General features: G+C 46.3%; 10 protein-coding genes. 1 reads left to right on the top strand and 9 read right to left on the bottom strand.

All coding sequences use genetic code 11. The annotated features are described in order from the left end of the window. Positions 1-1,071: a galactose ABC transporter substrate-binding protein gene (locus K401_RS0121415; protein WP_027352361.1), complete on the bottom strand. Its 1,071-nt coding sequence runs from the start codon at positions 1,069-1,071 to the stop codon at positions 1-3. A 178-nt stretch (positions 1,072-1,249) separates the two neighbouring features. Here K401_RS0121415 and K401_RS0121410 point away from each other — a divergent pair, with 178 nt between their 5' ends. Further along, positions 1,250-1,702, top strand: a complete 453-nt coding sequence (locus K401_RS0121410; protein WP_024294875.1) for a CYTH domain-containing protein — start codon at positions 1,250-1,252, stop codon at positions 1,700-1,702. Positions 1,703-1,923: 221 nt separating this feature from the next. On the opposite strand, the gene K401_RS0121400 is transcribed toward K401_RS0121410, so the two are convergent. From K401_RS0121400 to K401_RS0121365, 8 genes are all read right to left on the bottom strand, one after another. Further along, positions 1,924-2,922, bottom strand: coding sequence for a galactose/methyl galactoside ABC transporter permease MglC (locus tag K401_RS0121400; RefSeq protein WP_024294874.1), 999 nt, complete (start codon positions 2,920-2,922; stop codon positions 1,924-1,926). A gap of 32 nt (positions 2,923-2,954) precedes the next feature. Further along, entirely contained in the window at positions 2,955-4,511 is a 1,557-nt protein-coding gene (locus K401_RS0121395) for a sugar ABC transporter ATP-binding protein (protein ID WP_024294873.1), read from the bottom strand. 357 nt (positions 4,512-4,868) lie between these two features. Continuing rightward, positions 4,869-5,993, bottom strand: coding sequence for a galactose ABC transporter substrate-binding protein (locus K401_RS0121390; RefSeq protein ID WP_024294872.1), 1,125 nt, complete (start codon positions 5,991-5,993; stop codon positions 4,869-4,871). Positions 5,994-6,272: 279 nt separating this feature from the next. After that, the gene (locus K401_RS0121385; protein ID WP_024294871.1) at positions 6,273-7,295 is read right to left on the bottom strand and encodes a galactose ABC transporter substrate-binding protein; all 1,023 of its coding nucleotides are present in this window, start codon (positions 7,293-7,295) and stop codon (positions 6,273-6,275) included. 15 nt (positions 7,296-7,310) lie between these two features. After that, complete coding sequence (locus K401_RS0121380; protein WP_024294870.1) at positions 7,311-8,282, bottom strand: substrate-binding domain-containing protein; 972 nt, start codon at positions 8,280-8,282, stop codon at positions 7,311-7,313. A gap of 83 nt (positions 8,283-8,365) precedes the next feature. Next, a complete protein-coding gene (locus K401_RS0121375; RefSeq protein ID WP_024294869.1) occupies positions 8,366-10,165 on the bottom strand; it encodes a sensor histidine kinase in 1,800 nt (599 codons plus the stop codon). Between the two features lie 50 nt (positions 10,166-10,215). Next, on the bottom strand, positions 10,216-11,832 hold the full coding sequence (locus K401_RS0121370) for a response regulator transcription factor (RefSeq protein WP_024294868.1): 1,617 nt from the start codon (positions 11,830-11,832) through the stop codon (positions 10,216-10,218). A 41-nt stretch (positions 11,833-11,873) separates the two neighbouring features. Further along, positions 11,874-12,518, bottom strand: coding sequence for a precorrin-8X methylmutase (locus tag K401_RS0121365; RefSeq protein WP_024294867.1), 645 nt, complete (start codon positions 12,516-12,518; stop codon positions 11,874-11,876). Between the last annotated feature and the right edge of the window lie 39 nt (positions 12,519-12,557).

Genomic DNA, 12,557 nt, shown 5'->3' with positions numbered 1-12,557 from the left:
TTAATCCTCTCCTTTTAGCGTATGAAAGGTACTGATTGCAGTGACCTTGATATAATCCACCAGATACCGTACGTCCACATCTTCCCCGTCAATCATTTTCATCAGAGTATCAGCGGCAGTCCGGGATTGTCCCTCATGATCATTTAAAACAGTGCCGGTTATTTTTCCCTCTTTAATATACTTTACCGTGTCCTGAAGGGCATCCACCCCCACCAGGTAAATATCCTTACCAGGCACACGTCCCGCCTCTTCCACGGCTTCCAGGGCACCGTTTGCCATGGAATCATTGTTGCAGAAGATCACCTCTATCCGGCTTCCGTAAGAAGCCAGCGCCTCCTGTGCCAGCTTTTTGCCTTCATCCTTGTTCCAGTTTCCATTGCCGGAAAACAGTTCTTTCGTTTTCATCCCTCCTTCTTCCAGGGCTTTAATGGAATACTCCGTCCGGTAACGGCTGTCCTCATTGCCTTCCTCCCCCACCAGCATGGCATAGGACACCACTCCATCACCGTTTAAATCCCCCTTATCAGGCGTTTCTAAAATAATTTCTCCCTGATAGGTTCCAGCCTGCCTGGAATCTGTTCCAATGCAAGACACTGCCATGTGCTTGTCCTGCCACCGTTTCTGTTCCTCTTCTTTTGGCTCCCGGTTAATAAAAACCAATGGAATCCCTGCCTTGCTGCAGGCGTCTGCAAGCTCTCCTGCAGCCGTCATCTCTACTGGATTTATAATGATCCCGTCGCAGCCGTCTGTAATAAACTGATCCACCTGCTTGTCCTGCTCTTTCTGGTCTCCACCGGCATTGCGCATGACTACCTCCGCATGGTAGGTTTCTTCCAGATACTGCTTCAGCTCCAGACGGTACAGCTTCATGAACGTATCGTCATAGCGGTATATGCTCACCCCGATCTTAGGGCCTGTTTTCTCAGGTACCCCTTCTGTGCCTGCTTCCGATGCCGAGCTTTCCCTGGCACTGGTTTCTTTTATCTCCTCCCGGGGAGCGCAGCCATAAAGAGGGAAAGCGGTCCAGACGATCAGAAAAAACAAAAAAATCCCTTCACTTAACCGTTTCATATCCTTGATCTCCTGAATTACACTGTTTTTCCCATATTACCACGTTTTGCCTTATTTGTATACTAATGAATCAAGCAGATACCCGCCTTCTACTTTTTGTTCTCATGTGGTATACTGGCAAAATAGGACAGCGCATTACATCTGACAGCGCAAAACATTGAATCAGGAGGACTTTCCCATGGAAATAGAACGCAAATATCTCATTTCCCGGCCGCCGGCCGGTTACACCGCCTATCCCCATCATTTCATAGAGCAGGGGTATCTCTCTACAGAGCCTGTGGTCCGCATCCGCAGAGAAGATGATACCTTCTACCTTACCTACAAATCAAAGGGGCTTTTAGAACGGGAGGAATACAATCTTCCTTTGACCCAGGAATCCTATGAGCACCTGATCAAAAAAGCGGACGGCCACATCCTCACGAAAAAACGGTACTTAATTCCTCTGAAAGGCTCCGGTCACCTTACCATAGAACTGGATGTCTTTGAAGGACGCTTTCAAGGACTTATGCTGGCCGAAGTGGAATTCCCTGACAGAGAAGAAGCAGAAAACTTTATCCCGCCCTCCTGGTTCGGGGAAGATGTAACGTTTTCAGGAGAATATCAAAACAGCCGGCTGAGCAGACTTCCATAGCTCTTATAAATAAAGCGGGCCGCAGGAGTCCAAAAGGATACCTTTTCCCAGACTCTCGGGGCCCGCCTATTCATTTCTTTCCATTTAAGAAACGGATATGGCCATCACACAGAAAAGGAACCGGAACAAGAGCGGAATTTTGCTAAAGCCTCCGCTGCCTTTGCTCCGGTTCCTTTTTTCAAAAACCCCGGCCAAAAGCCGCAGGGCACTTCTTAAAGAAACTACTTCTTTGCAATATATTTTCTGATATCCAGAGCAATCGCAACTACAATAACGATTCCCTGTGCAATATACTGATAGTTGGTATCAACGCCCAGGTACTGCAGACAAGTCTTTAAGATTTCAAATACCAGGACTCCGATGAGAACGCCGGACACCTTACCAATACCGCCGTTTACAGAAACGCCTCCAATGGTACATGCTGCAATGGCTTCCAGCTCCCAGCCCATTCCCATGTTAACTGAGGAACCGCCGGACTTCGCACCTACAAGGAAGCCTCCCAATGCATAAAGGGCTGCTGCTGTTACATAAATGATGATTTTTGTTTTCTTCGTATTAACGCCGGACACCTCTGCTGCCTGCTCGTTTCCGCCGATGGCGTACATGTATTTGCCGTGAGGTGTCTTGTTATAAACAAACCAGATCACAAGCCCAATAGCAAGGGCAATTAAAAATAAGTAAGGAATCACATTAAAAAGCCTGCCCTTTGCCACCTCCGTATAAGCCGCGCGGTAACCTCCGATAGGGGTTGCATTGGTATAAACAAGGCATACGCCGTAAACGATCAGCTGCATGCCCAGAGTTCCGATAAAGGCCGGAACCTGAAGGAAAGAAACCACCATACCGTTGATCAGACCAAAAATTGCGCAGACGGCGATACAGATTAACAGTACAACGAATACCCACCAGATACCGAAGTCAGGAAGATTTGGGAAGAATTTTCCGCTGTATCCCGGTTTCTGAAGCAAAGTACCAGCAAGACAGGCCGAAAGTCCTACCATACGTCCGGCAGAAAGGTCGGTACCTCTTGTAATCAGACAGCCGGATACGCCGCAGGCAATGATGAAACGGGGCGCCACGTTCAAGGCAATGTTTTTTAAGTTATCAGGTGAGCCAAAAGTCGGCTGCTTAATTGCGGTAAAGATTGCCAGCATGATGAGAACAACGATGATTCCATTATTGATAAGGAAATCTTTTATATTAACCTTTTTTGTCTGCATAGGTAAATCTTTTGCATTAATTTTCTTTGCTGTCATGATTTAACCTCCTGTGTGAAATTTGCTGTAACATTATCGTTTAAATCAAATTTAGTGGCAAATGCCATAATTTTTTCCTGAGTTGCCTCTTCATCTTCCAGTTCTCCGGTAATATGGCCGTTGCACATAACGATAATCCGGTTTGACATGCCGATCAGCTCCGGCATTTCGGAAGAAATCATGATAATTGATTTCCCTTGTTTTACAAGTTCAATCATGATCTGGTAAATCTCATATTTTGCACCCACGTCAATTCCTCTGGTAGGTTCATCCATGATCAGGATATCCGGGTTATTAGCCAGCCATCTGGCAATGATCACCTTTTGCTGGTTTCCTCCTGACAGAGATTGTATCAGGGTCCTGTCATTGGGTGTCTTGATACTCAGCTTTGCAATGCTGTTCTTTACTACCTGCCCCACCTTTTTGCTGTTGATGGTTCCTGCTTTGGTATAATTCCGGTAAGAGGCAATGGCTGTGTTATCAGCAATGCTCAGGCAGCCGAAAATACCGGTCCCCCGTCTGTCTTCCGTAATCATTCCCACGGAGTCAGCAATCGCATCCTGGGGACGTTTGACAGTCACCTTTTTACCCAGGATCTCGATCTCCCCGCTTGCAATGTGACGCATTCCAAAGATGGCTTCCATCAGCTCTGTTCTCTGGGCACCTACCAGACCTCCGAATCCAAGGATCTCCCCTCTCTTTAATTCAAAGGAGCAGTCCTGGAAGGAACGACGGTGGATGCTGCTTACATGGCTTACTTTTAAAACGGTTTCATCTGTCCGGCAGTCTTCCTTAGGCGGATAGACGTTACTCAATTCCCGGCCTACCATCTGCTTTACGATCTCATCATCCGAAATGTCCTTTACCTCCCAGGAGCCTACGTATGTTCCGTCACGCATGATCGTAATGTCATCGGCAATCTGCCGGATCTCTGCCATCTTATGGCTGATATATATCATGGAAACACCCCGGGCCTTTAAATCCCTGATAATGCGAAACAGTGCTTCCACTTCATTATCAGTCAGCGATGAGGTCGGTTCATCCAAAATTACCAGCTTTGCATTCTGGCTCACTGCCTTTGCAATTTCCACTGACTGCATTTGTCCGATTGAAAGTGTCCCAAGCTTTGCCCTGGGATTAAAACTCATTTTTACATCATTTAACCATTTTTCCGCTTCCTGGTTCATGGTCTTATGGTCAACTATTTTTAAAGGACCTATTTTTATTAAAGGATATCTGCCAAGGTACATATTTTCAGCAATGGAACGCGCCGGAACCGGCTGCAGCTCCTGATGCACCATGGCAAGCCCTTTGTGAAGGGCATCGTCCGGATTTGCGATGCTCACATCACTCCCGTCTATAAGAACCTTTCCTTCATCCATTTTGTAAATGCCGAAAAGGCATTTCATAAGGGTCGATTTACCTGCTCCGTTCTCACCCATCAAGGCGTGAACGGTACCGGGACGTACTTTTAAGTTGATTCTATCGAGCGCTTTAACGCCAGGGAAGGATTTGCTGACCCCTATCATTTCCAGTCTGTACTTCTCTGCCATCCCGTTTCTCCTTTCCGATTTATTGCCCACGTTTTCTGGGCATAAAGGTATACCTGTAAGGTGTTTCCGATTTATTGCCCACGTTTTCCGGGCATAAAGGTATACCTGTAAGGTGTTTCCGATTTATTGCCCACGTTTTCCGGGCATAAAGGTATACCTGTAAGGTGTTTCCGATTTATTGCCCACGTTTTCCGGGCATAAAGGTATACCTGTAAGGTGTATCTGATATTATTGCCCACATTTCTGCAGGCATTAATCCACACCTATAAGGTATTTCAACTGCAATTATCTCCGTATACTTTTAAAAATCGGGTGTGCCTTACCGACACACCCGTTTTTTTTACCGGCTGTTGGAAATTATTTTAACTTATCAAGAATTTCCTGTGCATTATCCTTGGTAACTTTGATATAGTCTACCATATTTACATTATCAACTGCTTCACCCTTTATGAACTTAACAGCCATATCGCCTGCTGCGTGAGCCTGTGAGAAGTGATCGTTGAATACGGTACCTGTCTGTTTGTCTTCGATAACATTCTGAACAGCCTCTGTCAGAGCATCAACACCTACTAAATAGATGTCTTTGTTTACTGTACGTCCTGCTGCTTCAATTGCCTGAAGTGCGCCAAGTGCCATAGCATCGTTGTTGCAGAAGATTACTTCGATCTGGTCGCCAAACTGTGTTAAAGCGTCCTGAGCGATCTGCTGTGCCTTTGCCTGATCCCAGTCACCGCGCTGCTTTAACAGTTCTTTAACCTGTACTCCTGCATCAGTAAGAGCCTTAACAGAGAATTCTGTTCTGTACTGAGCATCTACATTCTCCGGGTCACCCTGGATCATGATATAGGAAACAACGCCGTCACCGTTAATATCGCCCTTGTTGGAGGTTTCGAGAATTTCTTCTCCCTGATAGGTACCGGACTGTCTTGCATCACAGCCTACATAAGTAGCGTTGATCTTGTCATCTTTCCATCTCTGCTCTTCCTGGGTATCTGGCTCACGGTTAATGTAAACAACCGGGATTCCAGCTTCTTTACACATATCTGTGATTTCAGGAGCAGAAGAAGCCTGAACAAGGTTTAAAATCAATACGTCGTATTTCTGAGTGATGAAATTCTGAATCTGGTTGGTCTGTTCAGCCTGATCGCCCTTACCATCCTGGATAACAACATTTTCTTTCTTAAAGCCTAAGTCTTCTGTCAGATAGCGCTGAAGCTCTGTACGGTAAAGTGTCATAAAGTTATCATCAAATTTGTAAATTGAGATACCGACTTTCTTATCCGCCACATCTCCGCCAACAGCATCTTTCACTGCTTCTGCGGTGGTCTCTGCTGCGCTTGTATCCTCCTTCTTAGTCTCTGCTGCCGTAGTCGCCTCTGTTGGTGCGGCTGTTGTTGCCTTTGCGCCGCCTCCGCAGCCTGCCATGGAAAATACCATTGCTGATGCAAGGCCTACTGCTAATGCTTTTTTGAGTAATCTCATGATAAATCCTCCCTTATCATTATATTGTATCGATTGGTGTTTTTACCTTACCGACATGCACATTATAGCTTTCTTTTGTGCATTTTTCCATATGATTTTTTTCGGATATGTATCGATTTTTTTAGATTACTCCTGTTTTTATCAAATATTTTCGTTTTTTTTACTCACAATGCACAACTAACCGCCAATATTCGTATGAAAGCAGCGAGACAGATGGAGATACTTGTATTTTCATTTGGCTGCCGCCCATTAAAAACCTCATTGCCTGCTGCAAAGTTCTTAATGAGCGGTCAGGGCCTTCTGGCTGCATTCATAATATTTATCCCGGTCCAGTTTCACAATTTCCTGTACATTTTGGCCAAGAGACTCTGCTGCAGCGATCTTAAAAATCACATTGGCATACTCCTGGCTGTCGCACTGAACCGTTCCAAACAGCTTTCCCGTGCGGAGTCCTTCCAGACCCTGAGGAGTGCCGTCAATCCCTACAATCTTAACCGGCCTCATGTTTCCTTTCCGGTCCAGGGCATCTGCCGCTCCCAAAGCCATATCATCATTGTTGCAGATCACCACTTCCACCTCATCCGGATACTCCATAAGCCACTGCTCCATCCATGCCGAGGCCTGGCTTCTGTCCCAATTGGCAATACCTCCGGTGATCTTTTCCAAGGGCACGCCGCCATCCTTTAAGGTCTGAATGGACCATTCCGTGCGGATCAAAGAATCCTGATGGCTGTTTTCGCCTTCCAAAAGAACATAGCTGACCTTTCCGTCTCCATTTAAGTCAAGTGAGGCAGGATCCTCTTTATAGGCATCCACCAGAATATTCCCCTGAAGGAGTGCGGACTCTTTCGCATTTTCTCCCACATAATATAGCTTTTCCCATCGCCGCATATCCTCCTCCACCGGTTCCCGGTTAAAGAAGACCACCGGCAGATTGGCATCCATGGCTTTGCCGATGATGTTGGAGGCAACTGAGCGATCTACAATATTCACACAAATGGCATCATATCCAAGGGAAATAAAGCGGTCAACCTGGCTGTTCTGGGTGTTCTGATTTCCCTTGGCATCCACAATTTCCATGACCACCTTAATTCCCGTTTCCTTTTCATATTCCTTGGCTTGTTCCTCAATATTCCCCCTGAGTGTATTGATAAAGGAATCATCCCCGCGGTATAAGGTTACCCCAATGCGTATGGATTTCTTTTCTTCCCTTCCCTCCTCTTTCCGGCTCTGATAAAACACTCCCCAAAGTGCCAGCAGCAGGATGACCACCGCTGCCAGAATACCATATCGTTTCTTCATAATACATCCCCCATTTCAATCAATTGGATACAAAATCCTTTCAAATTTACTTTCCCGTAAGTCCGCTTTCCGGATATAGTAAGAATCCAACACAATCTGCGTTCTTTGAAGCCCCCCATGAACCGCTTCCACAGCCTTTTCGATGCTCATATAACCGGCATCAAACTGGTCACTTGCAACCAGCCCCTTGATAATTCCATTGTCCAGCTCTTTTAAAAGCTTGGTGGTGCTGCCGATCCCGTAAAGTCCTTCGATGATATTTCCGTATACCGGACTTCCTGAAATGATATCCGCGGTCTCATCAAGGCTCCTGGCATCAATGGCCGCAATGACCGCTTTTCCGCTTCCGGGATAAACCATGCCCTCAATGGATTCCCGAAAGGTCCCCTCCGCCTTTTTCTCGTAAAGCTTCAGGGAAAATCCGGATTTTGAAAGAGCGGATACCAGCCCGTCATAGGCATCCCTGTTATATCCATAATCAAGCCCTTCCGTAAATATCCATACAGGAATATCCGGGGAAGTCTCCGCTGCGATCGCCTGTCCAAGCTTTCTTCCCTTCTCCTCATAATCCGGTGAAATGCCGCTTTTGACCTGTTCATTGGGAGGCAAGGTTCCCATCATGACCACAGGGCTGTTTAACACCATATCGTCGATCTTTTTTACACATTCCACTGGCTTTACGGGGATCAGGACTATGGCTGATGCGCCGTCGTTGATTTCCCTCTGAACCAGCTCGATCTGCTGATTGGTATCTCCTTTTTCATAGAGCGTAATAAAGCTGACATCTACGTTATATTCCTCTGCCGCCTTATCCACTCCCTTTCTGAAATTTACGTAATAATCATCAGAAGTATCTCCGATGATGACGGAAACCGGATATATTTCTGTTTTCTTCTCCTTGATGATCAAATCCGTTGATGATAAAAGGAACAGGATCACAAGTACTCCCGCCAGCAGAGTCCACAATAACTTTTCCTGTTTTGTCATAATCTGTTTCCCCTTTCATTGCCCATGCTTTCTGGGCATAGAGGTATACCCGCAGGGTGTTTCCCCTTTCATTGCCCATGCTTTTACGGCAGATCCTGCCCCGTTTTGCTGGCCGCAGAAGTGTCCTTTTCTATCATAGAGCCATAGGGAACCGCAGGAAGGCGGATGATGATCGCCGTACCTTCATCAGGCTCCGACTCAATGGTCAGGCCGTATCTTTCCCCAAAATACAGCTTGATCCTTTCGTTGACATTTTTTACGCCGATTCCTGAACCTTTTTTTGAAGTAACATGAACCTGGTCGGAAAACAAGCCTGCCACCTGGTCTTCTGTCATTCCAAGGCCGTTATCCTTTACCATAATGCATAAGTCATCTCCAGCTTTCCAGACCTTTAAAATAACTTCTCCATCTCCATCCATAAACTCCATTCCATGATAAATTGCATTTTCCACAAGAGGCTGCAACACCAGCTTTAAGCATGAAAGCTCCATGCATTCCTCATCTGGATCGATCTCATAGGAGAATTTATTTTTAAAGCGCATCTGCTGGATCATCAGATAATTCCGCACGTGTTCCAATTCATCTCTGACCGTAATAATGCTCTTCCCCTTGCTCAAGCTGATCCGGAAGAACCGGGCCAGGGCTGTCACCGCTTTGACCGCCTCCGCCTTTTGCTCGTTTTCAATCATCCAGACAATGATGTCAAGGGTATTATAAAGGAAATGGGGATTGATCTGGGACTGTAAGGTATCAAATTCCTGCTTCCTCTTAGCCTCGTGTTCCGCCACGATATCATCCATAAGGACCCGGATCTGCTTTGCCATATTTTTTATGGAGTTTCCCAGATGCTGGATCTCATAGGAGCCTCCGATGAAAACAGGGGTGCCTAAATTTCCCTCCTCTAAAACTCCCACGGATTTTTCCAGTTCCTTAATGGGATTGGTGATGCGGGAAGAAATATAGGAGTTGATCAGGGCCAGGATAAACAGGATCAGGGTGATAAGGAACACAATAAAAAGCCTGGTCTTAATGGAATTTAGGGAAATTACGTTCTTAGGCGTTACCCCAATGATCTTCCAGCCTGTATAACCGATGGATTTTACCGTAATGATCCGGGTTTCTCCCTGGAATTCCTCCCGGTGGTTTCCATCCTTATAATTTGCTGCCACCAGATTGTTTTCCTGCATCCGGCCGGAATCAATGAGCTGGATCTTTGGATGGTACAGGATCTGCCCGTCATTGCTGATCAGATACACATAGCCGCCCTTTCCTGTGGTCACCCCGTCAAAAAGATGTTCCAGACTGGAATAGCTTAAATCCACCAGCAGAACGCCCTGGGTGGTGGAGGTTCCCTCCGTCAGCTCCACGGCCCTGGATAAGGATATCACCCAGCGGTACTGGTTTTCATTGCTGTCAAAAACATACTGGACATGAGGATAGGAGAAATGTTGGTTTTCCGTCTTTTCCAAGGCATTGATAAACCAGTTTTCCCTGGTTACATCAAGACCGCTTTTCAGTCTTGCGGCAGGGACGGACTCCACCATGGTGCCTGACTGGGAAAAAAGAGCGATGTTGTCCACATTGTCCTTGTTGTTGTCATAGAGGAGGGTGATCTCGTTATTAATGGATTCCGAGGAAAGATCCGCATTTTTAACGGCACCGTAATACAGGGAATCCGACAGCTTCATGACCGTAAGCAAATAGGATTCCACAGACCTGGCCACCTGGTTGATGAGGCTCTGGTTTTCCTCCTGCACCATTTCCCCCACCTGGGTGGAAAGGCGCTGGTATAAGGAAAAAGTGATCAAAAGACTGGCTGCCAGAGCAGTCACGGTAAAATATACAAAAATAGTATAACGAATGCTGATATTCTTTCTTTCCATATTATCGTCTATCCTTTTGGACGTAAAGGGATACCCGGAGGGTGTTTCTTTTACCTGGCTCCTCGGAATTTAGTCGGTGATACTCCAAACTTTTTCTTAAATACATAGCTGAAATAATTCTGCTCCTGATATCCTACCTTTGCTGCCACCACATAGGTCTTATCATCAGTTTTGTTGAGCAGCTCCACCGCTTTATTCAACCGGACATCAGTTAAATATGCGATGTATGCCTGTCCCGTTTCTTTCTTGAACATGGTGGAAAAATACGCCGGGCTCATGTGAAGGTGGCGGCATATCATCTCCACAGATAAATCAGGATTCTGGTAGTGGTCCATGATATACTGCTTTGCTTCCTGGATCACCTGGCGGGTGGTGATATCACGCTCCTGGTTAATGAACTGATTCATTTTCCCCGCAATTTTAAAAAGCCACTGGCCGAATTCCTCTTTTTTCTTAAGCTTATCAAAGATTTCCATGTCCTTTAGCTCCCCGCCCATAATATCCTCAATAGCCAGATCATACTGCTGCATCATCTGAAGGACGCTGTTTAAAACGCCGAACATATAAACCTGCTGCTGGCGGTAATGGACCTTTGCGGATTCCATCTTTTCAATGATCCTGGTAACTGCTGCCTCGATCTTTTGGTCTGGGCCGAATTTTATGGCTGAGATTAAATCTGCCTCTGTTATGCTGTCAAATTCCAGCTTGCCTACACCCACCGGCTCCATATCATTGATGTAAATGGTGGTTCCTCTTCCGGCTATGGCTTTATAGCCCAGAGCATCAATGGAGGACTGGTAAGCCTCCCGGAAACCGGACAGCTCCCTAAAGCTTTTGCCGATGCCCATGGTGACCGGAACCTCCAGAATCCGCTTTGTTTCCTTGCAGATATCTCCCAGCACATCGATCAGACCTGTGGTGGAATTGTCATCATCAAGAGCCACGATCACCACCATTTCCGCCTCTGAAACAGACTGGAAAAGGGCGAACCTGCAATAGCCTTCCAGTTTTTCCCTTACGATCTGCATGACGGAAATGGGGATCAGCTCCTCTTCATTATGAAGGGAAAGTGTCTCCCTCACATCTCCTTTTTCCACATCAATGGCAACGATGATCCATTTTCTGGCCCCCATGACGGGCACGCCATATTCCTTAAGCTTTTGCTCCACCAGTTCCTCGGGGAGATTCTTGTGCACCAGGTCATTGAAAAACTGCTCCCTGATGATTGGCAGGCTTTTCCGGTAATTTTCCCGAAGGCGGCTTAAATTCCTTTTTTCTTCTATTTCCTGATCCAGATTTCCCTTGATCCTTTTTAGGATAGAGGTCAGTTCTTCCACGTTCACAGGTTTTAAAATGTATTCCGTCACATTCAGCTTGATCGCTCTCTGGGCATATTCAAAATCATCATAACCGGAAAAGATCACCACCTTCATGGAAGGATACCGCTGACGTACCTTCTCCGCAAGGGCCAGGCCATCCATGTAAGGCATCCGGATATCTGTTAAAACCACATCCGGTTCTAAAACTTCGATTTTTTCCATGGCATCCTCTCCGTTTTCCGCATCCCCTACCACCCGGAATCCGGCTGCCTGCCATTCAATTTTCTTAATAATGCTTTTACGCACTTCTTCTTCGTCATCCACTAAAATTATGCTGTATAAATCCATGCTGTTCTTCCCCTCTTAAAAATCCCGTCGGGTATGCTAAGTTACCGTTGTATCTGATAAAGCAGGGCATTGACAATTGCCGCTGCCACATTGCTGCCTCCCTTTCTTCCCCTTGCCACTATAAAGGGAATGTCAGAAAGGGACATGATCATTTCCTTTGACTGGACCACATTGACAAATCCTACGGGAACGCCGATGATCAGTCTGGGGTGTATTTTCCCTTCTTTTATCAGCTCATATAGGCGGACCAGGGCGGTGGGAGCGTTTCCTACTGCAAATATACAGTCTTCCGAAAGCTCTGCCGCTTTATCCATGCTGGCACAGGCCCGGGTGGTCTGGTGGAGTTTTGCGTATTCTGCAACGTCTTCATCGGCCATAAAACAGCTGACGCTGCAGCCGTTGCGTTTTAGGGCCTTTTTATTGATTCCGGCCATTCCCATGTTGGTGTCAGTGATGATCCGGACACCTTCTTTTAATGCCTTGATCCCTTCCAGTACGGCGTGGGGGGAAAATATCAGATTGTCCGCATAGTCAAAATCGGCGGTGGTGTGGATCACCCGTTTGATTATGGGGTCGTATTCTGGGTTAAGGACTTTTTCACCGAGTTCTAGGGTTATGAGTTCAAAACTTCTCTTTTCTATTTCCTCGGGCAGTACCCGTTCCAGCGCTGATTCTTTGCTTTTCATTTGTACTTCCTTTCATTTGTTTGTGGAGAGAGGATGTTT

This window comes from Lacrimispora indolis DSM 755 (genome assembly GCF_000526995.1).
Classification (GTDB): Bacteria; Bacillota; Clostridia; order Lachnospirales; family Lachnospiraceae; genus Lacrimispora; species Lacrimispora indolis.
Note: the sequence above shows the minus strand (reverse complement) of the source record. Positions and strands in the feature narration are given on the sequence as shown.

What these genes read in the sequence shown, in the direction of transcription:
- K401_RS0121415 (WP_027352361.1), bottom strand. Translation starts at nt 1,071, where the DNA reads ATGAAACGGTTAAGTGAAGGGATTTTTTTGTTTTTTCTGATCGTCTGG.
- K401_RS0121410 (WP_024294875.1), top strand. Translation starts at nt 1,250, where the DNA reads ATGGAAATAGAACGCAAATATCTCATTTCCCGGCCGCCGGCCGGTTAC.
- K401_RS0121400 (WP_024294874.1), bottom strand. Translation starts at nt 2,922, where the DNA reads ATGCAGACAAAAAAGGTTAATATAAAAGATTTCCTTATCAATAATGGA.
- K401_RS0121395 (WP_024294873.1), bottom strand. Translation starts at nt 4,511, where the DNA reads ATGGCAGAGAAGTACAGACTGGAAATGATAGGGGTCAGCAAATCCTTC.
- K401_RS0121390 (WP_024294872.1), bottom strand. Translation starts at nt 5,993, where the DNA reads ATGAGATTACTCAAAAAAGCATTAGCAGTAGGCCTTGCATCAGCAATG.
- K401_RS0121385 (WP_024294871.1), bottom strand. Translation starts at nt 7,295, where the DNA reads ATGAAGAAACGATATGGTATTCTGGCAGCGGTGGTCATCCTGCTGCTG.
- K401_RS0121380 (WP_024294870.1), bottom strand. Translation starts at nt 8,282, where the DNA reads ATGACAAAACAGGAAAAGTTATTGTGGACTCTGCTGGCGGGAGTACTT.
- K401_RS0121375 (WP_024294869.1), bottom strand. Translation starts at nt 10,165, where the DNA reads ATGGAAAGAAAGAATATCAGCATTCGTTATACTATTTTTGTATATTTT.
- K401_RS0121370 (WP_024294868.1), bottom strand. Translation starts at nt 11,832, where the DNA reads ATGGATTTATACAGCATAATTTTAGTGGATGACGAAGAAGAAGTGCGT.
- K401_RS0121365 (WP_024294867.1), bottom strand. Translation starts at nt 12,518, where the DNA reads ATGAAAAGCAAAGAATCAGCGCTGGAACGGGTACTGCCCGAGGAAATA.